21 protein-coding genes and 1 pseudogene are annotated in these 23614 nt (G+C 45.0%); 7 read left to right on the forward strand and 15 right to left on the reverse strand.

Features of this window, described 5'->3' with window-relative positions; translation table 11 throughout:
• Positions 1-155 precede the first annotated feature (155 nt).
• Positions 156-1535, reverse strand: a complete 1380-nt coding sequence (radA, locus tag R7O12_RS00750) for a DNA repair protein RadA (protein WP_005386443.1) — start codon at positions 1533-1535, stop codon at positions 156-158.
• Between the two features lie 136 nt (positions 1536-1671).
• On the opposite strand from radA, the gene R7O12_RS00755 reads away from it, so the two are divergent.
• Positions 1672-4020 carry a PilZ domain-containing protein gene (locus tag R7O12_RS00755; RefSeq protein WP_005380143.1) on the forward strand — a complete coding sequence of 783 codons (2349 nt, stop codon included), beginning with the start codon at positions 1672-1674 and terminating at the stop codon, positions 4018-4020.
• A 63-nt stretch (positions 4021-4083) separates the two neighbouring features.
• Here the strand turns inward: R7O12_RS00755 and serB are convergent, their stop codons facing one another.
• The gene (gene serB, locus R7O12_RS00760) at positions 4084-5064 is read right to left on the reverse strand and encodes a phosphoserine phosphatase (RefSeq protein WP_005380142.1); all 981 of its coding nucleotides are present in this window, start codon (positions 5062-5064) and stop codon (positions 4084-4086) included.
• A gap of 91 nt (positions 5065-5155) precedes the next feature.
• Here serB and R7O12_RS00765 point away from each other — a divergent pair, with 91 nt between their 5' ends.
• Positions 5156-5761, forward strand: a complete 606-nt coding sequence (locus R7O12_RS00765) for a YtjB family periplasmic protein (RefSeq protein ID WP_005391677.1) — start codon at positions 5156-5158, stop codon at positions 5759-5761.
• 95 nt (positions 5762-5856) lie between these two features.
• Here R7O12_RS00765 and deoD read toward each other — a convergent pair whose 3' ends face one another.
• The 4 genes from deoD to deoC form a co-directional block, all read right to left on the reverse strand.
• A complete protein-coding gene (deoD, locus tag R7O12_RS00770) occupies positions 5857-6576 on the reverse strand; it encodes a purine-nucleoside phosphorylase (RefSeq protein WP_005380140.1) in 720 nt (239 codons plus the stop codon).
• Between the two features lie 143 nt (positions 6577-6719).
• Positions 6720-7940, reverse strand: coding sequence for a phosphopentomutase (locus R7O12_RS00775; RefSeq protein WP_054700480.1), 1221 nt, complete (start codon positions 7938-7940; stop codon positions 6720-6722).
• A 68-nt stretch (positions 7941-8008) separates the two neighbouring features.
• Complete coding sequence (deoA, locus tag R7O12_RS00780) at positions 8009-9337, reverse strand: thymidine phosphorylase (RefSeq protein ID WP_025768209.1); 1329 nt, start codon at positions 9335-9337, stop codon at positions 8009-8011.
• A gap of 97 nt (positions 9338-9434) precedes the next feature.
• Positions 9435-10211 (reverse strand): deoxyribose-phosphate aldolase, encoded by a 777-nt coding sequence (gene deoC, locus R7O12_RS00785; RefSeq protein ID WP_005380133.1) that lies wholly within the window; start codon positions 10209-10211, stop codon positions 9435-9437.
• A 90-nt stretch (positions 10212-10301) separates the two neighbouring features.
• On the opposite strand from deoC, the gene R7O12_RS00790 reads away from it, so the two are divergent.
• Positions 10302-10436 (forward strand): hypothetical protein, encoded by a 135-nt coding sequence (locus R7O12_RS00790; RefSeq protein ID WP_005391675.1) that lies wholly within the window; start codon positions 10302-10304, stop codon positions 10434-10436.
• A gap of 358 nt (positions 10437-10794) precedes the next feature.
• Here the strand turns inward: R7O12_RS00790 and R7O12_RS00795 are convergent, their stop codons facing one another.
• The 6 genes from R7O12_RS00795 to R7O12_RS00820 form a co-directional block, all read right to left on the reverse strand.
• Positions 10795-12078 carry a NupC/NupG family nucleoside CNT transporter gene (locus tag R7O12_RS00795; RefSeq protein ID WP_005380131.1) on the reverse strand — a complete coding sequence of 428 codons (1284 nt, stop codon included), beginning with the start codon at positions 12076-12078 and terminating at the stop codon, positions 10795-10797.
• 204 nt (positions 12079-12282) lie between these two features.
• The gene (locus R7O12_RS00800) at positions 12283-13056 is read right to left on the reverse strand and encodes a TatD family hydrolase (RefSeq protein WP_005380129.1); all 774 of its coding nucleotides are present in this window, start codon (positions 13054-13056) and stop codon (positions 12283-12285) included.
• Positions 13043-13240 carry a DUF5363 family protein gene (locus tag R7O12_RS00805; protein ID WP_005380125.1) on the reverse strand — a complete coding sequence of 66 codons (198 nt, stop codon included), beginning with the start codon at positions 13238-13240 and terminating at the stop codon, positions 13043-13045. The genes R7O12_RS00800 and R7O12_RS00805 overlap by 14 nt, the downstream gene beginning before the upstream one ends.
• A gap of 94 nt (positions 13241-13334) precedes the next feature.
• On the reverse strand, positions 13335-14924 hold the full coding sequence (gene prfC / locus R7O12_RS00810; protein WP_005380123.1) for a peptide chain release factor 3: 1590 nt from the start codon (positions 14922-14924) through the stop codon (positions 13335-13337).
• A 285-nt stretch (positions 14925-15209) separates the two neighbouring features.
• Positions 15210-15665 carry a ribosomal protein S18-alanine N-acetyltransferase gene (gene rimI, locus R7O12_RS00815; RefSeq protein WP_005380122.1) on the reverse strand — a complete coding sequence of 152 codons (456 nt, stop codon included), beginning with the start codon at positions 15663-15665 and terminating at the stop codon, positions 15210-15212.
• A 12-nt stretch (positions 15666-15677) separates the two neighbouring features.
• A complete protein-coding gene (locus R7O12_RS00820) occupies positions 15678-16079 on the reverse strand; it encodes a DNA polymerase III subunit psi (RefSeq protein ID WP_005380121.1) in 402 nt (133 codons plus the stop codon).
• A 159-nt stretch (positions 16080-16238) separates the two neighbouring features.
• Between R7O12_RS00820 and R7O12_RS00825 the strand changes: the two are divergent.
• Positions 16239-16684: pseudogene (locus R7O12_RS00825) on the forward strand (hypothetical protein).
• A gap of 62 nt (positions 16685-16746) precedes the next feature.
• Here R7O12_RS00825 and R7O12_RS00830 read toward each other — a convergent pair.
• On the reverse strand, positions 16747-17250 hold the full coding sequence (locus R7O12_RS00830; RefSeq protein ID WP_005380119.1) for a GNAT family N-acetyltransferase: 504 nt from the start codon (positions 17248-17250) through the stop codon (positions 16747-16749).
• A complete protein-coding gene (locus R7O12_RS00835; protein WP_005394645.1) occupies positions 17234-17761 on the reverse strand; it encodes an SCP2 domain-containing protein in 528 nt (175 codons plus the stop codon). Before R7O12_RS00835 ends, R7O12_RS00830 begins: the two co-directional genes overlap by 17 nt.
• A gap of 363 nt (positions 17762-18124) precedes the next feature.
• On the opposite strand from R7O12_RS00835, the gene R7O12_RS00840 reads away from it, so the two are divergent.
• From R7O12_RS00840 to R7O12_RS00850, 3 genes are all read left to right on the forward strand, one after another.
• Positions 18125-20164: a bifunctional diguanylate cyclase/phosphodiesterase gene (locus tag R7O12_RS00840; RefSeq protein WP_005380112.1), complete on the forward strand. Its 2040-nt coding sequence runs from the start codon at positions 18125-18127 to the stop codon at positions 20162-20164.
• A 133-nt stretch (positions 20165-20297) separates the two neighbouring features.
• A complete protein-coding gene (locus tag R7O12_RS00845) occupies positions 20298-21311 on the forward strand; it encodes a peptidase U32 family protein (protein ID WP_005386427.1) in 1014 nt (337 codons plus the stop codon).
• Between the two features lie 20 nt (positions 21312-21331).
• On the forward strand, positions 21332-22210 hold the full coding sequence (locus R7O12_RS00850) for a U32 family peptidase (protein ID WP_021034024.1): 879 nt from the start codon (positions 21332-21334) through the stop codon (positions 22208-22210).
• Positions 22211-22261: 51 nt separating this feature from the next.
• On the opposite strand, the gene R7O12_RS00855 is transcribed toward R7O12_RS00850, so the two are convergent.
• Positions 22262-23608, reverse strand: a complete 1347-nt coding sequence (locus R7O12_RS00855; protein ID WP_033905574.1) for an MATE family efflux transporter — start codon at positions 23606-23608, stop codon at positions 22262-22264.
• Positions 23609-23614: the final 6 nt, after the last annotated feature.

A 23614-nucleotide genomic window follows, 5' to 3' on the forward strand; every position in this document is an offset into this window, starting at 1 on the left:
TGATACCCTTGCGTGCGGATGGAAGAAAAAAAATTTTAACGTGAAATTTCCGTCCCCAAAGCATAGTCAAACACAGCAATTTATGTACTTTATTCGCATTTTATTGAGGACGGATAGAACAGTTTGTGATTGCACAAATACCATTCTTATGAGCATTACAGCTCGTCAAAAGCCTCTATCGCTTCCGACAATTTCTTAACGCCGTGAATTTGCATGCCAGGGATGCCACCTTTCGGCATGTTGGCTGCTGGCACGATGGCTTTCTTGAAACCATGTTTGAACGCTTCATTCAAACGCTCTTGCCCACTTGGCACTGGACGGATTTCGCCCGCAAGCCCTACCTCACCAAAAATCACCACATCTTTAGGGAGTGGACGGTCACGAAAACTCGATAAAAGCGCCATAACTAAAGCAAGATCAGCGCTTGTCTCCGTCACCTTAACACCGCCAACCACATTAACAAAGACATCTTGGTCTGCCATTTGTAAGCCACCATGCTTATGCAACACAGCGAGCAAAAGTGATAGGCGGTTCTGCTCCAAGCCGACCGCAACACGACGAGGGTTGGCTAACTGCGAGTAATCCACCAGCGCTTGAATCTCTACTAGTAGAGGGCGCGTGCCTTCCCAAACCACCATGACTGAAGAGCCTGATGTTTCTTCTTCACCACGAGAAAGGAAGATCGCTGATGGGTTACTCACTTCCTTCAATCCTTGGCCTGTCATTGCAAATACACCAAGCTCATTCACAGCACCAAAACGGTTTTTATGACTACGCAAAGTGCGGAATCGGCTATCCGTTCCACCATCGAGTAGTACCGAACAGTCGATAATGTGTTCAAGAACTTTGGGGCCCGCAAGGGTACCATCTTTTGTTACGTGACCAACAATAAATACCGCAACATTATTCTGTTTTGCGTATCGTGTCAGAGCCGTCGCAGATTCACGTACCTGAGCAACACTGCCAGGCGACGATTGAACATCAGAAACGTGCATCACCTGAATCGAGTCTATTACCATTATACGAGGCTGCTCTTTTTCGGCGATTTGGCAAATTTTGTCGACGTTCGTTTCCGATAGCATTTTTAAATGATCTTTCGGCAAGCCCAATCGGGAAGCACGCATTGCCACCTGCTGTAATGACTCTTCACCGGTTACGTAAAGCGTTGGCATTTGCGCAGATAAACTACACATGGTTTGCAACAGAAGGGTTGATTTACCTGCACCAGGGTTACCACCAATCAAAATTGCGGCACCTGGCACAACACCACCACCCAAGACGCGGTCAAGCTCTTTAAACCCACTGGTGAAGCGAGGTACTTCTTGCAGATCAATTTCGGATAGCGTTTGAACCGTAGCTTCTGTTGCGGAACCAGCGTAGCCGCTTAAGCGTTCATTGCGAGCAACGGTTGGCGATGCAGCGATACGTACTTCTGTTATCGTATTCCATGCACCACATGCGTTACACTGCCCCTGCCAACGGGGAAAGTCCGCGCCACAATCATTACAAACATACGCTCGTTTTGCTTTCGCCATGATGCCTCAATTTTTTCTACAAATGTGACTAAGCACAGCCAAGTCAGACCTGAACTGAAATGAACTATTGATATACTTAAGTATTACTTCGCTTAGCCGATACAATTTAAAGTAACGACATACTCTAACAGAAATAATGCAGCAATCTGAAATTCTCTCGCTCGCAGAACGACTCATTCCCGTTTACGGTACGAATGACTTTGACTTTGTCCTTGGCCAACTGACCGAGGAAGAGCCGCCTTCGGCCAAAATTTTGGTTAAAATGGAACTTAACCGCTTAATGGCTCCATGCAAAAAAAGCATTGATTTGCGAGGTCGCGTTCAAGGCGAATGTCGCGAGTATATTTTGGATGGCATTCCACATTGGTTGGATGATGTTGCTTTCAACGCTTACCATAAAAACATCAAAAAGTTTGGCTGCTACACGGAAGGAATGTGGGAAGCATTGGTCAACACGCGAAATAACTTTCGCGTAATGAGCAAGCGCCTTACTCAGCAAAAAACGCAATCGTTAACGGATCCTAAAAGCCCGTTCTTAGCAGAACCCGTTCACCTAGGCTACGATTTAAAGCGCCAAGAAAAACGCTTGAAAGTCCAATCTCAAGTTGAAATTTGCCGTTCTAAAGGACAGCTTCTTCATGGATTAAGCATTGATTTATCTAGCTCTGGCGCAAAGTTCAAAGTCCCTAGCGCATTTAAATATAACCTTGGGGAAATTATTCAGGTCACGTTTACTGAATTTGCCAGCAAATCTAACGTTGCAGGTATAGAGAAACCGCTTGCATACCGCATACTCGCGGTTGATGACTGTTACGAAAATGACTCAGTTCGATACCTCAGAACCATACGCTTAACTGACACCAATGTCGTCACCAGAGTGATAGATGAAGCGCTCAACAGTGCTGCTAAAAGGGCTCGTCACGACAATCAAGACAAGATTATTCGAGCTCGAACTCGCGGTTATGAGCACATCGCACTAAAGCACACCAGCAGCTTGCCTCTATTCTTTGATGGTAGTGACCTAAAATTAGCAATGTTAACGCCAAACAATCAAAAGCTTTGGCAATACTGGCACGATGAGAGAAACCAGCAAATGTTTGGTTCCTTATTCAACGAGCAACGCATCGCGTCACTCATTAAGCCTGGTGTGAAAGGAACAACCAATGTCCTTTATTCATTTACTCACGAGCACGAGAATCGAACCTATTTCTATTCGATGTTTCGCCCTGAAGCAACTCGCGAACAGCGCCAGCTATTTTGGCATTTAGGTGGCAAACGAGAGAGTTGGCGCGCCTTTAGAATTTCAATCTTTGAACTATCTGAGCAAGAACAGGAAGACCTAGCAGCTTTCTCTCCAGAGTTAGCAGAAACGTCTCAATCACTGACTCATATTGGTATTTTGCAAGAAATTGCTGACGAAAAATCAGGGCAGGATTACCTGCTAACTGAAAAGCCGCGCTTACCCGCTAATACGTTAAACGCGTTTCGTCATCCGAGAAGAGTTATCGGCAATCCAAAGGGCATTTATTTTGATGCAAAGTCTCGTCGAAAAGAGCCTCGTTATCGTTTTAAAACACCTTTAGAGTTGTACTCAGGACAAACTAAAACAGGCGGCTGTACTGTTGACCTTTCCAAACGAGGACTCGGAATTAGGCTAAGTGAGCCTACGATGTTACGTTCTGGGCAAGAGGTAAGAATCAACTTTCGAGAATTACAACTCTACGATAAAAAATTGCCGTTAATGTCGGTGCCATACCGAGTAATTCGTGTAAGCCCAGACGGTTGTAGCGTGCAGCTAGTTATTGATGAAAGCAGCCAAACCATGAAGGTAATCGCTTTTTTCAACAGCATTATCGAGCACAATCAAGACAAGCTAATCCCGCAAAAAGAGACGCTACCAAGTAATGCTCTACTTGAAAGGCTGCACTGCATGTTGCTCTCGCGTACGCTGAGCACGCCCATTTTTATCAGTAAGAGTACGTCATCTTCAATCAAAACCCCCGTTATCGGGGTGAACTTGCCGCTACCTAAACACATTGAGCTTTTTGCCCGTCTTGGGCATGACCAACTGTTGTCACTTGAACCTATCTTTAAAGGCCGGACAAGCACATTAATCGCAGAGCCAATAAAACGTGTAGAAGGTGCTCAAGCCAGACATCAGGATATCTACATAAGCGCCGCAAAAGTAGGCAATAAAATTACAGGCATTGAGTCAAAGCTTCATCAAGAGTTCAACAGCGTAAAAGAGCGGATTCAATTTATAAAGAAAGCGCGAATGATGGGTGACTTTTACGTGATTCGCCTTTCTACTGCGCCAATTTTCGATCCGATGACATCATTACTGCAACAAGATTTAAGTGACTTAACCCAATTTGGCGTACATCAAGCGAGCAAGTTAGAAAAAGAGTTAACAGCGCTCGTTGGTTACAGTGAATTTGAAGACATTACTGAAGAGGTTGTAATTAGATTGGAGTTAACCGAGTAAATTCAAAGTCATACCAAATTGAAAAAAAACACCGCCTTTCTGGCGGTGTTTTTGAATGGATGGTTAAGGTTTAGCTTTCCAGCTGACCTTTTGCTGCTTCACCAATGCGCCAGATAAAATACAGAGCACACCGCCCAACCCTGCAAAGCGAATCGCTGATTGCGCTTGAGCTTCCACTTTTGGTTTTGCGTGATACGCAATCCCTAATCCTGCCACCGACATCATCACAAGATCATTAGCGCCATCACCGACAGCAACCGTGTTGTGCTGCTCAATTTCATATTCATCCGCCAGTTCCACTAGAATGTCAGACTTCATCTGCGCCGTTACCACATCGCCAAGTACTTTACCCGTGAGTTTGCCGTCAATAATTTCTAATTGATTGGAGCGAGCAAAGTCTAAGTCGACTTTATCTTTGATGTAATCAGAGAAGTAAGTAAAACCACCGGAGGCAATCGCTGTTTTCCAGCCCAAGGCTTTCAACGTCGCAATTAGCGCTTCAAAGTCCGGCATGAATGGTAACTGGGAACGAACTTGTTCAAGAATTGATTCATCGGCACCTTTGAGCTTACCAACTCGCTGACGTAAACTTTGCTCAAAATCCAGCTCACCTTGCATGGCACGTTCAGTGACTTCAGCGACCTCATCCCCTACTCCTGCCAGTTTCGCGATTTCATCAATACACTCTATCTGGATCGCCGTTGAATCCATATCAAATACAATCAACCCTTGGGTTGATAGATCGGGCACTTCATTAAGCGAGGCGTAATCTAGGTTGAGACTTTGTAAGATCGTTTCATGTTGAGGAGTCAACTCTCCGGCCATCAGGGCTACTTCATATTGGCCAACTTTCCACGTTTCTAGTATTGGGTTGTAAAAGCCGGTGAAGAAATCAATGTCTTCGAAGTGACTTGGCGAAAGGTACTCAGCAAATACGATCCAGTTTGCTTTTGCTTTATCTAATTGGGAGGCAAATCGAGTCTCGGGTAATCGTTTTAAAAGTGTCGTATGTTTTCTGATAGGCAAGCTTTTTGACGCGTCCATGTATATAATCCCTTATGACTTTGCTAAAACGTTACCTCAACAAACTAAAAAGGCAAGTCTTTGTTTTATTTTAAATGGATGAGTAAAGAGCATGAGTGAATCTTTGTTCTCAGTAAGGAATGCCCTAAGAATTCTGGCACTAATCCTACTGTGTGTGATGTTGTTTATCACAATAAAAAACAGTGTTGTGATCAGTAAGGGTAATGAGAAAATTCAAGCACAACAGCTTGAAACGCTCACCAAAGTTTTGATTTCACAGGCGTCTCTTTCTGCCAGTGAGATGATTTTAACTAAAGATCAAGAACGATTACTTCAGCTAACAAACCAGCTAGCACAAGACCGTTTAGTGTTTGATGCAACAATCTACGATGCACAGGGTGTACGTTTAGCGTCTAGTGAAGAGGCATTATCGGTACGCGAAGTTCTTGGCCTGGATACGCCTTTGGCAACAGCTTCCATTGGTCGCCAGCAGTTGGTTGAACCAGTTTTTGCAGATGGTGCGCTTATCGGTTTTGTTCGCGTGACCTTTGAGACGGGCCGGGTGACGGCTATTTCTGACCACCACTATCGCAAGAGCGATCGTTATATGTACATGATGGTCTTAATGAGCTTTGTCTGTGGTATGTTGTTCATCTTGATTTTACGTCGACAACCGATACGTCGTAAAAAAGCGCCAAACCTGCTGCTAACCAAGTAACTAGGTAGCGCTAACAACTCATATAAAAACAGCCCGCAATGTGTGGGCTGTTTTTTTAGCTCTTGAGAGCGAAAAATAGAATGACTCTTCGTCGCTTACTCTTCGTCACCAAGCAATACTGAATCTAGTGCGATTAGCATCATGTCGTTGAATGTCGTTTGACGCTCGTCAGATGTAGTCTGTTCGCCAGTCTTGATATGATCAGAAACCGTACAGATTGTCAGAGCTTTTGCACCGTATTCTGCCGCAACACCGTAAATACCAGCCGCTTCCATTTCAACACCAACAATGCCGTACTTGTCCATTACATCGAACATTTCTGGATCTGGCGTGTAGAAAAGCTCTGCTGAGAATAGGTTACCAACTTTAACGTCAATACCGCGAGCTTTTGCAGCGTCTTCTGCCGCACGAACCATGTTGTAGTCTGCGATTGCCGCGAAGTCATGACCTTTAAAGCGGATACGGTTCACTTTAGAGTCAGTACATGCACCCATGCCGATCACAACATCACGCACTTTGATGTCTTCATTCACTGCGCCACAGCTGCCAACACGGATGATTTTCTTCACGCCGAAGTCTTTGATTAGTTCAGTCGCGTAAATCGAGCATGATGGGATACCCATACCGTGGCCCATTACCGAGATCTTACGGCCTTTGTATGTACCTGTGTAACCAAACATATTACGAACGTCACACACTTGAACGACATCTTCAAGGAAAGTCTCTGCGATGTATTTTGCACGTAGTGGATCACCAGGCATCAGTACGACGTCTGCAAATGCACCCATTTCAGCATTGATATGTGGAGTTGCCATTTTCTTTTCCTTAACCTTTCTCTAGCGCTCCGCGCTTAAGGCGATATAAGCCAGAGTATTCTCATTTCCGACAAGCAGCATTTACATACTGCAAACATAAAACTAGGAGCTATCAAGCTCCTAGTTTTCAAAAACCTAACTAATTATAGGAAGTTCTTACCGTAATCCATTGGAGAAGTACCGAAGTAACTTGCCAATGTTTGACCGATATCTGCGAATGTTTCGCGGCGGCCAAGAGAACCAGCTGGTACTTTTTGACCATAAACCAATACTGGGATGTGCTCACGAGTATGGTCAGTACCTGGCCATGTTGGGTCACAGCCGTGGTCTGCCGTTAGGATAAGCACATCGTCTTCTTCCATAATCTCTAGCACTTCGTTGATACGATCATCGAAGTACTCAAGTGCCGCTGCGTAACCCGCTACGTCACGACGGTGACCGTAAGCTGAGTCGAAGTCTACAAAGTTAGTGAATACGATCGTGTTGTCGCCCGCTTCTTTGATTTGCTCTAGCGTTGCTTCGAACAATGCAGGGATACCTGTCGCTTTCACTTTCTTAGTGATGCCGCAGTTTGCGTAGATATCAGCAATCTTACCAATAGAAACCACGTTGCCTTGCTTCTCATCAACGAGCTTCTGAAGAACCGTTGCTGATGGTGGCTCTACAGAAAGATCACGACGGTTACCTGTACGCTCAAATTGACCTTTACCAGCACCAACGAATGGGCGCGCGATAACACGACCAATGTTGTAATCTTCTAGCTCTTCACGTGCGATTTGGCAAAGCTCTAGTAGACGGTCTAGACCGAAAGTCTCTTCGTGACATGCGATTTGGAATACAGAGTCAGCAGACGTGTAGAAGATTGGTTTGCCAGTCTTCATGTGCTCTTCACCAAGATCGTCAAGAACTTGAGTACCAGACGCGTGACAGTTACCTAGGAAACCGTCAAGACCTGCACGCTCAAGAATGCGGTCAGTCAATTCTTTCGGGAAGCTGTTTGCTTTGTCAGTGAAGTAACCCCAGTCAAACAGAACAGGAACACCTGCGATTTCCCAGTGACCAGACGGCGTGTCTTTACCTGAAGAAAGCTCTGCTGCATGACCGTATGCACCAATGATTTCAGCGTCTGCGTCTAGTCCAGGTGCGAAGCGACCTGTCGATTCTTTATGCGCCATTGCCAAACCAAGTTTCGATAGATTTGGAAGGCGAAGTGCACCTTGGCGATTGTCGTTATCTGCTAAGCCTTTGTCACATTGGTCAGCGATGTGACCTAGTGTGTCTGAACCTACATCACCAAATTCTTTAGCATCGGCAGTTGCACCGATACCGAATGAGTCTAGTACTAAAATAAATGCTCTTTTCATTGCTCGTTCCTTAGGCCCACTCGGCTTTTTATTATGGTTGAGTAGGCCTTGTGTAATTACTTGTTCTATTAGATATCTTCTGCACGAATTTGGCGGTAAACCTCTGGAGTTGGTGTGTATTCACCACCTACTTTGATTGCACTGCGCAGTGCTTTTGCCGCTTCTTCCCATTGCTCTTCAGTGCGAGCGTGGATGACCGCAAGAGGTTTATCACTGTCTGCGACCTCACCTAGGCGGATGAACTCGTCGAAACCAACTGCGTAGTCGATTTCATCAGTAGCAACACGACGACCACCACCCATAGCAACCACAGCCATGCCGATAGCACGTGTATCCATTGCAGAGACAATGCCCGTTTCTGTTGCGTAAACTGGCTTAATGATTGCTGCTTTTTCTAAGTAGTTGTCGTAGTTTTCTACGAAGTCCGCAGGGCCGCCTAAACCGGCAACCATCTTGCCGAAGCACTCAGCCGCTTTGCCGTTATCCAGCACTTCCATCAGTTTTGCGCGTGCGTCTTCTGTGTTCTCAGCAAGCTTGCCAAGTACTAACATTTCAGCACATGAAGCCATGGTCACTTCAAGTAGACGAGGATTACGGTATTCACCCGTTAAGAAACGAACCGCTTCACGAACTTCCACTGCGTTACCCGCTGAAGACGCCAATACTTGGTTCATGTCCGTAAGAATTGCCGTAGTTTTAGTGCCAGCACCGTTTGCTACCGCAACGATTGATTTTGCTAGCTCTTCAGACGCTTCGTAAGTTGGCATAAATGCACCTGAACCCACTTTTACGTCCATCACTAGCGATTCCAGACCCGCCGCCAGTTTCTTAGAAAGGATCGACGCCGTAATCAGGGAGATATTGTCTACCGTTGCGGTAATATCACGAGTCGCGTAAACACGCTTATCCGCAGGAGCAAGGTCACCAGTTTGACCGATGATCGCCACACCAGCGTCTTTGGTTACTTGACCAAAAACATCGTTGCTCGGCGTAATGTTGTAACCAGGGATAGATTCAAGTTTATCCAGCGTACCGCCTGTATGACCAAGACCGCGGCCAGAGATCATAGGTACGAAACCGCCACACGCTGCCACCATTGGGCCAAGCATTAAAGAAGTTACGTCACCCACACCACCGGTTGAGTGTTTGTCGACAATTGGACCACCGAAGTTCATGTGGCTCCAGTCGATAACCATGCCCGAATCACGCATTGCACACGTTAAGGCGATGCGCTCATCCATGGTCATTTCATTAAAGAAAATCGTCATAGCAAACGCCGCAATCTGACCTTCAGATACCGTGTTGTTCGCTACGCCTTGAATAAAGAAGTTGATTTCGTCTGCGGTAAGTACTTCACCGTCACGTTTTTTACGAATGATTTCTTGTGGTAAATACATTAGTGCCTCCCAAGCTCTTTTGAGCCATGGTTGTAGTAGGATAGAAGAGGTTTGGTAGCACCCGTTTAGGTGCTACCGTTCAGACGTATTATTGGAATTAGTACGCTGTTGGATCAGCGACGTCGTCCGATACTTCTAATGTATTTAGTAGGTTGGTTAGCAGGCTAGACGCACCAAAACGGTAGTGACGAGCATCAACCCAGTTGTCACCTAGGATTTCGTCAGCCATTGCTAGGTATGCTGCTGCGTCTTCAGCAGTGCGCACACCACCTGCTGGTTTGAAACCAACAGTTTCTGCAACACCCATGTCGCGAATAACTTCAAGCATCATGCGAGCGTATTCTGGTGTTGCGTTTACTGGCACTTTACCAGTTGAAGTTTTAATGAAGTCAGCACCTGCTTCAATACAGATTTGAGATGCTTTCTTGATTAGTGCTTCTTCTTTTAGTTCACCTGTTTCGATGATCACTTTAAGAAGAATGTCACCACAAGCTTCTTTACATTGCTTAACTAGTTCGAAGCCTACTTTCTCATCACCCGCCATTAGCGCGCGGTAAGGAAAAACTACGTCAACTTCGTCTGCACCGTAAGCAACCGCCGCTTTTGTTTCAGCAACTGCGATTTCAATGTCGTCGTTACCATGTGGGAAGTTCGTTACTGTTGCAATACGAACCTCTGGCGTACCTTGCTCACGAAGTGTCTTCTTAGCAATAGGAATAAAGCGAGGGTAAATACAAATTGCAGCTGTGTTGCCTACTGCTGTTTTCGCGTCATGACATAGTGAGATCACTTTTGCATCAGTGTCATCGTCATTCAACGTAGTTAGGTCCATAAGTTTAAGTGCACGTAGCGCTGCTGCTTTTAAATCGCTCATTTCTATCTCCGATCAATATTCAAAAAATTCACTACTCAGCCTTACATCACGTCTTTAACTATAATCAACAAGTCGAGACAATGTGAGTAAATGGCTAAACAGTCTATTAATGAACGGACTTGGTTCCCTGAAGACTCGGCATATACAGCGAAAATTTATCATATGCCAATTGCTATCCTTGTCACCGCACAGTACCAGTTTGGCCTATGGCACAACAATCTATGATTGCGGTGTCTTTAATATCACATCACAAAGCAAAACGCCTATTAGATCTGATATTGCAGGGCAATTCATTTGCCCATCGATTATGTAATATTCATTACGTGATTAAGAATCAAGCTTAACCACTATCCTGTGATTAATACATTATAGAGTTTCACCGCAAAACTGTAGCACCAAATAGAGCGCAAACGGTTTGTATCTCAAAATTTCCTAGCCCCTATTCCATTGACTGCGTAATACCTCGACTAAGGCAAACACCCGATGAAATTTTGGAGCCCGAAAAACGAAAAATGCCCCGCAGCAATCTCTTGCTACAGGGCATGATGTAAAACGGCGTCTATATATTAAGAACCGATTCTAATTATAGTGCTGCAAGGCTTAAGCAGAAGCCTGCAATTGTCGCTGCCATAAGGTTAGACAACGTACCTGCAAGAACTGCTTTAACACCCATGCGAGCGATGTCACTACGACGGTTTGGTGCAAGGCTACCTAGACCACCAAGTAGAATCGCGATAGAAGAAAGGTTCGCGAAACCACATAGTGCGAATGAGATGATAGCTGTTGTCTTCTCAGACATTACTTCACCAGTTGCCGCGATTACTTGAGCGTTTTCACCTAGATATGGTGTGAAGTTCAAGTAAGCAACGAATTCGTTCACTACGATTTTCTGACCGATGAATGAACCAGCTGTTACAGCTTCTGCCCATGGAACACCGATTAGGAATGCTAGTGGAGAGAACGCGTAACCTAGGATTAGCTCTAGTGTTAGTTCTGGCATGCCGAACCAACCACCGATGCCACCTAGCATACCGTTGATTAGCGCGATTAGACCAACGAATGCGATTAGCATTGCACCTACGTTAAGCGCAAGTTGTAGACCAGAAGCCGCACCGCCCGCAGCTGCGTCGATTACGTTAACTGGTTTGTCGTCACCGCCGTCCATCGCTTCTTCGATACTTTCGTGAGGCTGGTCAGTCTCTGGGTGAAGGATTTTAGCGAACAGTAGACCACCTGGTGCTGCCATGAATGATGCCGCAACTAGGTACTCTAGTGGAACACCCATAGATGCGTAACCAGCTAGTACACCACCAGCAACAGAAGCTAGACCACCACACATTACCGCGAATAGCTCTGATTGAGTCATTTTTGGAACGAATGGGCGAACAACTAGAGGTGCCTCAGTTTGACCTACGAAAATGTTAGCTGCCGCTGACATTGATTCCGCACGAGAAGTGCCTAGCGCTTTTTGTAGTGCGCCACCAAGAATCTTGATAACCCATTGCATAACGCCAATGTAGTAAAGAACTGAAATCAGTGCAGAGAAGAAGATCAGTGTAGGAAGAACACGGAATGCGAAGATGAAACCGCCGCCGCCGAATACTTCGAACATCTTGTCAGAAACAAGACCACCGAACAGGAATGATGAACCATCGTTACCGTAGTTGATAACGTTAGAAACACCTGAAGAGAAACCGTTTAGTAGATCACGGCCCCAAGGTACATACAGAACAAATGCACCTAATGCGAATTGGATAGCGAATGCGCCACCCACAGTTCTAAAGTTGATAGCTTTTCGGTTGTTAGAAAATGCCACTGCAATCGCAAGAAGCACTACCATACCGATTAGGCTCATAAACAGGCTCATAGTTTATGACTTCCTTATAAGTTATTTATTGGCGTGTTACAAAATGGAGCTATAAAGCGGGGGCAATTATACTCATGCAGAATCAATTAAAGTAATGCCAGCCTCACACTTTCCTATAAGATTCATGATTGATTCAACCAGCTTTGTGAGTTAATTCACAATAAGCAGGAAAACGTTTTCGATTTCAAACCACATCTTTAGATTTTATTCACATATCGAGAAAGCAAAATTGCTATTTTTCCACAGTTGAGAGGCAATCGATTGCTTTCGGCCGTTATGCAACTCTACGAGCTCATTAAAGACGTGAATGAGTTTGGCTGGGTGATTTGACTCCCCTTGATATCCAAGTATAGGCATATCTGGTGCGTCTGTTTCGATTACTAAGTTTTCGAGTGGTAATTTTTGAATTGCGTCGCGTGTTTTCTTGGCTCTTGGGTAGGTAATCGTTCCTCCTACACCGATAAAAAAACCTAATTTGACCCACTCCATGGCTTGCTGATAACTCCCAGAAAAAGCGTGTAGCACACCACCTCTAGGGAGATTCGCCGCTTTCACCATTTGAATGAGGCGATTGTGCGCTTTTCGGCTATGTAAAATAACTGGGAGTTCGAAGCGTCTAGCCAGCTCAAATTGAACTTCAAGTATCTTTTCTTGCAACTGTGGATCAACATCAATGGCAAAATCTAAACCACACTCTCCTATTGCCACGCACTGCTGCCCTTTTTGATTTAGATAGCCTTCTAGCTCTGTAAGGTGCTGCTCAACGTTATCTTCAAGAAAATACGGATGAAAGCCGAGCGCATAATACAAATTGGCATGTTGCTCTGCCAAAGTTTGAATACGAGCCCAGTTTTGCGGACCGACGGAAGGAATCAAAATTCTTGCGACGCCTTGCGTTTGAGCAAGCTCAAGTTGATGTGCAAAGTCATCTTGAAACACATCAAAATCAAAGTGGCAGTGCGTATCAAAGAGCTTCATCTTGACGCTTTTTATCTGTATCTGCGGGCAGAAAATCAGAGGATGGTTGGGCTTCACTCTTCTCTTCAGTTTGATGGGCTGGGTCTTTTCGATATGGGACACAACTGCGTTTCTGATCGGGAGTTAACCCCATCTCTTTACACCAGTTGTCGTAACGCTTTAGCCCACGTTTAAACCAATTCATATCTTATCCTTATATAAAAACGCCCTTGGCTAAGTTTATAGCCAAGGGCGTTTTAAAATCTAGTTTGCGTTAAGGCTTACCCTAACCGCGCAAATTAGTGCTCACGCGTCGCACGGAAATCAACGTCAGGGAAACGCTCTTTCGCCAAGTTTAAGTTAACCATTGTTGGAGCGATATACGTTAGGTTATCACCACCATCCAATGCTAAGTTCGCTTGATTCTTGCGTTGGAACTCATCCAGTTTCTTCGCATCACCACACTCAACCCAACGAGCAGTTGCAACGTTAATGCCTTCATAAATCGCTTCAACGTTATACTCAGATTTCAAACGAGCCACAACAACATCGAACTGAAGTACACCAACGGCACCAACGATCAGATCGTTGTTCTGTAGAGGACGGAATACCTGTACCGCACCTTCTTCTGATAGCTGAACCAAACCTTTGAGAAGCTGCTTCTGCTTTAATGGATCTTTCAGGCGAATACGACGGAATAGTTCCGGAGCGAAGTTCGGAATACCAGAGAACTTCAGTGATTCACCTTGCGTAAAGGTATCACCAATCTGAATAGTGCCGTGGTTGTGTAGACCAATGATGTCACCGGCGTAAGCGTGTTCTGCACGTGCACGGTCACCAGCCATAAAGGTTACTGCATCAGAGATACTCACTTGCTTGCCAAGACGAACGTGGTTCATCTTCATACCTTGCGTGTAAGTGCCCGATACAATACGCATGAATGCGATACGGTCGCGGTGTTTTGGGTCCATGTTCGCTTGGATCTTAAATACGAAACCAGAGAACTTCTCTTCAGTCGCTTCAACTTCACGTTCAACCGCTTGACGAGTTTTCGGCGCTGGAGCCCATTCAGTTAGACCGTCTAGCATATGATCCACACCAAAGTTACCTAATGCAGTACCGAAGTAAACTGGCGTAAGATCACCGGTTAGGAACATTTCCAAATCAAACTCAGGGCAAGCACCCATGACAAGCTCAAGCTCTTCTCGAACACTTTCCGCAAGGCCTGCACCAACTTTTTCATCAAGCTCTGGGTTATCGAGACCTTTGATGATTCGAACTTCTTGAATCTCATGACCGTGACCTGATTCGTATAAAATCGTTTCATCACGGTGAATGTGGTACACACCTTTAAATTCTTTACCACAGCCGATTGGCCATGTAATTGGCGCACACATCATGCCCAACTCGTTTTCTACCTCGTCCAATACTTCCATTGGATCACGAACGTCACGGTCAAGTTTGTTCATGAAGGTTACGATTGGCGTGTCACGCAGACGCGTTACTTCCATCAGCTTACGTGTACGATCCTCGACACCTTTCGCCGCATCAATAACCATCAAACACGAGTCTACTGCCGTTAACGTACGGTATGTATCTTCCGAGAAGTCTTCGTGTCCAGGCGTATCAAGTAGGTTTACCAGACAGTCATTGTAAGGGAACTGCATTACAGAAGTGGTTACCGAGATACCACGTTCTTTTTCCATTTCCATCCAGTCTGATTTTGCGTGCTGTGCGTTACCACGACCTTTAACCGTACCTGCTTTTTGGATCGCGTTTCCGAATAAAAGGACTTTTTCAGTAATGGTGGTTTTACCCGCATCCGGGTGAGAAATAATAGCGAACGTTCTGCGCTTAGACACTTCGCCTAAAAAAAGGGGATTTGACATTAGTTAATCTTCTAAATTACTTTCATGCTCACAAAATAGGCAAGCATATCTACTATTCGATATTGTGCGGTATTCTCGCTTATTATCGCTGTGCTAGCAAACTGGAAAGACATGAACTGAATTTACTCGGCTCACCAGCCTTTACCTGCAACTAACAAGGGAAAGCCAGCTCCACACAAAGAGATGTAAAAATTCAAAAAATTATTATTACATATTCAAAAGCCTCGAATCCGGATACGCATTTAAAGCATAAGTGTTGATGAGGTAATTAGTAACGGCCTAAAACTAACTCAAAAATAAGTAACTCATGATAATGGCGTCTTCCTTACCATTTCCCGATTTAGCTGGGTAATAGTTGTAACGACGGTCCACTTCATTAAAACCTGCTTGCTCATAAATATGGATAGCTGGGTGATTACTTTCACGCACTTCTAACCAAGCACTCTCTGCTTTGGCTTGTTCACAGTATTCAATAAACGCGTCCAGCAATTTTTGCCCTAGCCCTCTGCCCTGTTGAGAAGGCGCTACTGCAATATTTAATAGTGTCACTTCTCCAACAATATTCTGTCCATAGAAGTAACCAACCACTTGAGAGCCTTCCAGCATCACATGATGGCAAGCACCGCGACTGGATAAGTCACGAACCAAAGATTCGGCCCAAGGGTGAGAATGTGCTTGCTGCTCGATTTGCCAAACTTGGTCGAGGTGCTCTGCACGCATCGGCGTAATTTCAATTGTCACGCATTAGCTCCGTTAAGAAGAGTACGAACAGATTTGTTGCCACAATGCGCGGCGCTGTTCGTTATTACCATCAATATCTTGTAATAGTGGCGAGGTCAGGTGCTTTGCCTTGATGCTTTGATCAGCCTCACAGCCTGCAAACCACACCCACTCTAGCTGATGTTCACCCAGCATGGATAAGCGCTCAGGCTCTAGGTGTAGCGCATCATCAAGCGTGAGCTTAATGCTTTTTAATACGCGCTCAAACATCAATGCCGTCTCGTTTTCTGGACATATTGGCGATACCAATAGGAGTTTACATGAACTTTGCAAATCCAATAATGGCGATTGATAGCCTTCCAGTCTTTCAGGGTGTACCAGCTCCCATGTGCTGATCCCCATTTCACGTAAATACTGTTTCTCGTTAATTGACATTTTCCGTCACCTATTTGAACGAGGGCAATCCTATCAAATTATCGCGATTATACCTAAAGGACTTCAAGGAACACCTGAACACAATGAGATGATTTGGATATTCCTGAACATAGCGTTTTGCCAACGGCCACACATTGGGTATGACATATGAGGTACATTCTGAAATTCTTAAATACGCTACTACTTTGCACACTGGTAGCCGCCACCAGCGTGAGTGTTTTTGCTAATAACAGCGATGAGTGGGAGCTGATTGCAACGAAAACCGTTAACTTTCATACAGAAACAGATACCGTGACACCAAATAGCCTATTCCGAAACCGAAGCTTCAGTAAAATAAAACTAAAATGTGTGCAAGGAACGGTAGACATGAATGGTTTAAAAGTCGTCATGACAGATGGTAGTGAGAAAAAGCTTTCCTCTATGGGCGTACTAACAAGCGGATTGTCGACTCGTGCCTGGAGCCTTCCAGGTACAAAAGAAGCCAAGCTAAAACGGATTGAAATGACTTACAGTAGCTGGGGAAGCACAAAACTTAGCCTGCTAGGGGTAAGTAAAAAGCGAAAATAGAGGTCTGGGGCAAAAAGAAAAGTAACCAGTCATCCTAACCTCCCTATCTCAGTTTTCAGTGAATAAGAAAGAAGCCCACTTAGTCGTGGGCTTCTTTCATTTACAGTTCAGAGAACTCTGGCGCATAGTCTATGCGTCCGGAGCGTCCAGCACATTGACCTTCGACCAACTCTGCGACTCGAAATGCACCTTTAGGGACATCCCAAGCACATTCAAAGCCCATCTCGTCGCATGATTGAAAACCCTGGCGCGCGTAATAATCAGGATCGCCCAACACCACACACACTGGGTAACCAAAATCACGCAGTGAATCAAAACCTTCTTTGATCAACTCTGCAGCGATGCCTTGGCGACGGTAATCTTCATGAACAGCTAATGGCGCTAGCCCTTGCCATGACAAATCTTCACCATTTAAGGTCACAGGGCTAAATAAAGCATGGCCTATCACCTCTCCCTCATCTGTACACGCGACTAAGGAAAGCGTGAATTTGCTGTTTTCGCGCAAACGCATCACAAGCTCAGCTTCAGCTTCCGTCGGGAAGGCGTGTTTCAATAAGCGGTCAATGGTAAGAATGTCCGCTGGGGCTTCAGTTCGAATAAGCATTCGCTACTCCGGTTGGTTGTGCAGGCGCTTGAACTCCTTTCTGAACAAAATCAGCCAATTGATTCAAAGCGACTTGCATTGCTTTCGGTAACTGCTCTAAGTCGACACTGTCCATTAAGTTTTTCACTTCTAAGCCAAGCTCAGTATCACCTTCAATTGAAAGGCGACGTTGGAAGAACAGTGTGTCAGGGTCTTCTTTACGACCAGCAATCAGTACTAGGTCGTTTAGATTACCACTAAAACTCACATCTTCCTGAACTGGTTTTTCAGCTACCACCAATTTTTCGTCTTGATAGCTGATGTACCATGCTAAGTTCAAGTCTTTAATCGCAACTTTTAACCACTTGTCTTCAAGGAACTCAAAGTCACCATCTTCCAAGGCTTCTTTAAACACCATTTTTAGCCCTTCTAGCAACGCTTTTTGCTGAATTGGCTGTGGTAATAACTGGACTGGAGAACGCAAAATATTAGCTGCGTTCTTTACTAGTTGACTGCGAATCTTGTTTAACACGTTCATTATCCGTTACTTTGTCATTAGGTTGCTTATATTAAGCAATCGTGGCGATGAGATTACTGTTATGTATCAATAAAGTGCTTATTTTAGATTGGTGGTTTATTGCTCACTAACGCTTCTTTTTTTGAACTTACGTGTATTATTGATGCGAACAGGTGGATAAACACTTTTACAACCGTATTTTCAAAGTTATAGTTATCTGAGCGTATCCATGTGATTGTCGACTGCACAGCTAAAACCGCGAGCCCTTTAATGGCAAGTAACACTTTGGCTTGGTGGTAGATCGCCGCAGGCTTATCAGGGTGTCGCTTTTTATACACGGACGAATAATCTGGCTCATTGGAGATCGGTAATACCCTAATGCCTTCCCAGCAATTAAAACATTGGTTTGCCACGCTAACCTCAAATAGCCCTTTCTTCTTTGCCATTCTTGATAAAAAACACAATTATCGAATGGTAAGTGACCGTTACTGCGATATCGCAGGTTTAAGTCATGAGGAAATCGTCGGCTTAAACGATTGCCAAGTGCTGGGTGAACAGTTTTATAAGAAGCTTGCACCATACTATCAGCGCGCGTTTAAAGGGGCACATGTCGAAGCCGAAATCACGCTCGATGAAACCGACCTTGAAACCAGTCTTCACTTTAGTCTTTCGCCAGTTTTTGAAGGTAACGACATTCGCTTTGTTGTTTTTCACGCTGTCGATACTTCAGAAAAGCAGATACTCGTTCGCTCCTTAGAAGAGTCCGAAAGTAAGTTTGCGAAGTTAACACAACTGCTACCAGACGGCTTACTGCTTATCGAAGATGATATTGTCATCTCTGCGAACCCCGCATCAGCGCGCCTTCTCGGACTTAACTCTCCTCATGAATTGTTGGGCGAAGAGCTAAGTCGTTTATTCATCGATGAAAACAGTAAAAAGGTATTTAGTCATCGATTGAGTACATTAATTTCTGACAAACCTTTTGTCTGCTTAACCAGTGCAAGATGCGGCTTTGAACGGAAAGTTCAGCTACACGCGGATTCCACGGCGATATTAGGTAGCGAATCTCAAATTATCCTAATCCAAGATGCTGATGATGCGCCCAAAAACCTGTCTTCTGCATCGAATGAAGACATACACATTGACTCGCTCACCAAACTCTACAACCGCTTTGGCTTCACCAAACGTTTGGAACAGCTGATCAAAAAGCAAACACCGCTTCTGGTGTTCTATTTGGATATCGATAACTTCAAAAACATTAATGACTCACTTGGTCACCATATTGGCGATAAAGTGATTCAAGAGGTATCGGCCCGTCTTAAACGGTTACTGCCAAACCAAGCGATTATTGGTCATTTGGGTGGCGATGAGTTTGGCGTCATTCTGCCGGAGCCAGAAAACACCCGCATGGCTGAAATTTTGTCCGATCGCATTATCTCGTTGATCAACCAACCTTTCGACTTGCACCACTTCAGTAAACGCCTTGCGTGTTCAATTGGTAGCGTTCGATACCCTGAAGACGGACAAGATGCGCGAATCCTACTACAAAATGCCGATACTGCGATGTATGAAGCCAAAGATCGTGGTAGAAATCGTCTGATCAAATTTAACGATCAAATGAACAAAGAAGCGCGTATGCGTTTGTGGCTTGAAATTGAACTGCAAAAAGCATTGCAGCAGAACGGTTTGGAAGTGTGGTATCAACCTAAGGTTAACGCGCGAGACTTCAGTATCAACGGCGCAGAAGCGCTCGTTCGTTGGAAGCATCCAGTCGAAGGGTACATTAGTCCTGGCTCATTCATTCCTGTCGCCGAGCGCGCTGGGTTAATAGAACACCTTGGACGTGTCGTGATGCGTGATGTTTTCAATACGGTAAAACGTTGGAAGCAACAAGGCATACTGCCAGGCCGTGTCGCCATCAACCTCTCTCCCGAGCAATTTGGCAACCCACAGCTGATCGACTTTATGGAAAAGCTGCTTCGCACTACCGAGCTTGATCCAAGCTGCATTACCTTCGAGCTAACCGAAAGTGCCGTGATGAGTGATAGCGAACATACACTGCAAATGTTGAATGCGATTAAAAAGCTTGGCTTCGCTCTCTCTATCGATGACTTTGGTACCGGCTACTCTTCTCTTTCCTACTTAGCGCGTTTTCCTATTGACGAGCTAAAAATCGACCGCGCTTTTATTAATGATATCGACACACTACCGAAACAAGTCACTGTGATTGAAAACATCATTAATCTGGGTAAGTCGCTCGACTTAACTGTCGTTGCCGAGGGGGTGGAAACCCACCAGCAAGCGACCCTGCTCTCTAACCTTCAATGTAATGCGATTCAAGGATTCCATTTTTATCGCCCGCAGCCAAAACATGAAATTGAAGAGCTGTTTGTACAGAATCGTCGTCACAAGAACTAACCCCGACCCGATACCCTTACTCGCAAGGGGTAAATATCGACTTTATTGAGCTAAACCTAACTTAGGTCAATTTCGCTATTCATAATTCTTCATAAAATGCGGACACCTTTTTATTCTCAATGATTGTGAGCATATGGAACTCTTGTGTCCCGCGGGTAACCTGCCTGCGTTAAAAACTGCGATTGATTGCGGTGCCGATGCCGTCTACATTGGTTTCAAAGATGATACCAACGCCCGTCACTTTGCTGGCCTCAACTTTAACGGCAAAAAGTTAGAAAAAGCGGTGCAATACGTTCATGACCGCAATAAAAAAATTCATGTCGCGTTGAATACCTTCGCTCATCCCAATGGCTTCGAGCGCTGGACGAACGCAGTAGACAATGCAGCGGCACTGGGTGTAGACGCGCTGATTGTTGCAGACATTGCAGTGCTGGAGTACGCGGCTCGCAAATATCCCGATCTAGAACTACACCTTTCAGTGCAAGCATCAGCGACCAACGTCGCAGCCATTGATTTTTACAAACAAAACTTCAACGTAAAACGGGTAGTATTACCTCGCGTTTTATCGATTCATCAGGTCAAACAGCTTTCACGCAACATCACTAGCGATGTCGAGTTAGAAGTCTTTGCTTTTGGTAGCCTTTGCATCATGTCTGAAGGTCGCTGCTACCTATCGTCATATATGACAGGCGAGTCTCCAAACACTGTGGGAGCATGCTCTCCAGCTAAGTACGTTCGCTGGCAAGAAACAGAAAATGGTCTGGAATCCCGCCTTAACGACATTTTGATCGATCGCTACAGCGCCGGTGAAAATGCGGGCTACCCTACCTTGTGTAAAGGTCGTTTCGAAGCAGAAATCGAAGGCGAGAAAAAACGCTACCACGCACTGGAAGAACCAACCAGTTTGAACACCCTCTCTATGCTGCCAGAACTATTTGCTGCAAATGTGGCGTCTGTAAAAATTGAAGGTCGCCAACGTAGCCCAGCTTACGTAGAACAAGTCACTCGAACATGGCGAGCCGCGATTGACCGTTACCAAGCAAACCCAGAAGCTTATCAAGTCGAAGCGGCTTGGGATGCCGCATTGGCAAACGTGTCTGAAGGTACGCAGACCACACTTGGTGCTTATCACCGCAAATGGCAGTAGAGGTTAAGATGGATAATTCAATGAAATACGCGCTTGGTCCGCTGTTGTACTTCTGGCCAAAACAAGATATCGAAGCGTTTTATGAACAAGCGAAATCAAGCTCCGCGGACATCATCTATCTTGGGGAAACCGTATGTTCAAAACGTCGAGAAATGAAGCCTTCGCATTGGCTTGAAATCGCAAAAGAGCTGTCTGCATCTGGCAAGCAAGTGGTGCTATCAACAATGGCACTACTAGAAGCTCCGAGTGAAGTAAACATAATGAAGAAGTACATCGACAACGGTGACTTCGCGATTGAAGCAAATGACGTATCTGCTGTTCAATTGGCATCAGAGCATAAAGTGCCTTTCGTCGTTGGCCCTGCAATCAATACTTATAACGCACACACGCTCAACTTATTTTTGAAGCAAGGTATGATGCGTTGGTGCATGCCTGTCGAGCTATCTCGCGAATGGTTAAACGATACTTTAGTTCAGTGTGACGAGCTTGGTATTCGTAACAAGTTTGAAGTTGAGGTATTTAGCCACGGTTATTTGCCTTTAGCGTATTCCGCTCGCTGTTTCACAGCCCGAGCTGAAAACCGAGCGAAAGACGATTGCGAAACCTGCTGTATCAAATACCCTACGGGTATCCAGGTCAGCAGCCAAGAAGGGCAAGAAGTCTTTAACCTTAACGGCATTCAAACACAGTCAGGGTATTGCTACAACCTCATCAATGACTTACCTACTATGAAAGGGCTGGTTGATGTGGTCCGGTTAAGCCCTCTTGGTATCGACACTTTTTCAGAGTTAGAGCGTTTTCGCTCAAATGAATACGGCGATAATCCTGAAAAGCTCGAAAGCCGCCAATGCAATGGCTATTGGCATCAACTAGCGGGCTTAGAAGTAAAAACCATTTAATCCTTAAAGATAAAAGCGAGGCCTAGCCTCGCTTTTATCTGTTAGCTTTTGTTAGCAGGCTTGCACCCTTGGTTCGACAGAACTCTCATTAAGCAGCTTTTTCACATCTCGCCACAACATACTGATCACGACCAAACTCAATGCAATGTTAGACAATGGGAAAGCTAACCAAATACCTGTCACACCGAAAAGTTTCGGCATAATGAATAAGAATGGCAACTGGACCAGCATGTTGCCTAGTGTTACAAACATAGCTTTGCTGCCTTTGTTTACTGATTGATAGTACGCGGCCGCCACAACTAAAAAACCATCTAAGAACAACGCAAACATGTGTAAACGAATCCCGATCACGGTGCTATCAATCAACTGTTGGTCAGCATTATTAAACACCGCAACCAGTTCGTACGGGAAAAGGTTCATCAAAACAACGAACGCCACCCCACCAAGCACAGATGTCCCCATCGCGACCTTTAATAACTTTCTGATGTTCTCCTGATTACGTGCACCGTGGTTGAAGCTCACTAAAGGCTGCATACCATTCGCAATTCCTTCTGCTATCAGATAGTAAACCGTCACGATGTACCCCAAAATGGCGTACGCTCCGATCAACATTGCACTTCCGTATTGAGCAAATAACGAGTTGTGCAGTGCCACCATCACAGAGCCGTAGGCGTACATAAAGAAACTTGATGTACCTATCATGATAATCTTTGGTGCAGCATCAACCTGAACTTTGAAGTCGCGGATACGAAGGCGTAATGTTGCTTTTGAAGTAAAGAAGTAACCAATACCGAGCACAGTGACCACTAATTGTGCAAGTGCAGTGGCAATAGCGGCTCCGGTTAACTCCCACTCCAACCAAGCAATAAATACGTAGTCTAATACAATGTTAATAACGGCACCGATGACCATCAAAATCGTTGCTAAGTTCGGGCTGTCGTCATTGCGTAATAAAAACGGAACTGCGATAGAACCCAACGTGAATACGCACGCGACAATCAGAATATGCAAATATTGCAGCGCAAGTTCAAACACTCGCCCTTCCGCACCTTGCCAGCGAATAAATTCATCCGAAAACAAGAACAATATTGTAGCAACGATCGGCATCAATGCCGCTAACAACGTCAATCCGGTCGTTAGGATTCGCTTAGCGCCTTCATGATCGTTCTCTCCTTGCTTGATCGAAGTCAGCGCGCCAGTCCCCACCCCAATCATCATTCCTATACCGAGGATCGAACCGATAATAGGCCACGCAACATTGATCCCAGCTAATCCGTCAGCGCCAACATAACGGCCAATAAAAATGCCATCAACTATTTGATACAAACCGTTTACGAGCATTGCTGCGACGGTTGGAATCGTATATTTCCAAAACTGTCTATAAATTGAGTTTTGCATGACTGT

It is taken from the genome of Vibrio sp. Vb1574 (assembly GCF_033338675.1).

Coding starts and splice junctions, on each gene's coding strand:
- R7O12_RS00840 (WP_005380112.1), top strand. CDS start 18,125: ATGCCTTCCCAGCAATTAAAACATTGGTTTGCCACGCTAACCTCAAAT.
- R7O12_RS00790 (WP_005391675.1), top strand. CDS start 10,302: ATGGCTAAACAGTCTATTAATGAACGGACTTGGTTCCCTGAAGACTCG.
- radA (WP_005386443.1), bottom strand. CDS start 1,535: ATGGCGAAAGCAAAACGAGCGTATGTTTGTAATGATTGTGGCGCGGAC.
- R7O12_RS00755 (WP_005380143.1), top strand. CDS start 1,672: ATGCAGCAATCTGAAATTCTCTCGCTCGCAGAACGACTCATTCCCGTT.
- prfC (WP_005380123.1), bottom strand. CDS start 14,924: ATGTCAAATCCCCTTTTTTTAGGCGAAGTGTCTAAGCGCAGAACGTTC.
- deoC (WP_005380133.1), bottom strand. CDS start 10,211: ATGAGCGATTTAAAAGCAGCAGCGCTACGTGCACTTAAACTTATGGAC.
- R7O12_RS00830 (WP_005380119.1), bottom strand. CDS start 17,250: ATGCTTATTCGAACTGAAGCCCCAGCGGACATTCTTACCATTGACCGC.
- R7O12_RS00850 (WP_021034024.1), top strand. CDS start 21,332: ATGAAATACGCGCTTGGTCCGCTGTTGTACTTCTGGCCAAAACAAGAT.
- deoA (WP_025768209.1), bottom strand. CDS start 9,337: ATGTATTTACCACAAGAAATCATTCGTAAAAAACGTGACGGTGAAGTA.
- R7O12_RS00805 (WP_005380125.1), bottom strand. CDS start 13,240: ATGAATTGGTTTAAACGTGGGCTAAAGCGTTACGACAACTGGTGTAAA.
- R7O12_RS00765 (WP_005391677.1), top strand. CDS start 5,156: ATGAGTGAATCTTTGTTCTCAGTAAGGAATGCCCTAAGAATTCTGGCA.
- deoD (WP_005380140.1), bottom strand. CDS start 6,576: ATGGCAACTCCACATATCAATGCTGAAATGGGTGCATTTGCAGACGTC.
- serB (WP_005380142.1), bottom strand. CDS start 5,064: ATGGACGCGTCAAAAAGCTTGCCTATCAGAAAACATACGACACTTTTA.
- R7O12_RS00845 (WP_005386427.1), top strand. CDS start 20,298: ATGGAACTCTTGTGTCCCGCGGGTAACCTGCCTGCGTTAAAAACTGCG.
- R7O12_RS00775 (WP_054700480.1), bottom strand. CDS start 7,940: ATGAAAAGAGCATTTATTTTAGTACTAGACTCATTCGGTATCGGTGCA.
- R7O12_RS00855 (WP_033905574.1), bottom strand. CDS start 23,608: ATGCAAAACTCAATTTATAGACAGTTTTGGAAATATACGATTCCAACC.
- R7O12_RS00795 (WP_005380131.1), bottom strand. CDS start 12,078: ATGAGCCTGTTTATGAGCCTAATCGGTATGGTAGTGCTTCTTGCGATT.
- R7O12_RS00820 (WP_005380121.1), bottom strand. CDS start 16,079: ATGTCAATTAACGAGAAACAGTATTTACGTGAAATGGGGATCAGCACA.
- R7O12_RS00800 (WP_005380129.1), bottom strand. CDS start 13,056: ATGAAGCTCTTTGATACGCACTGCCACTTTGATTTTGATGTGTTTCAA.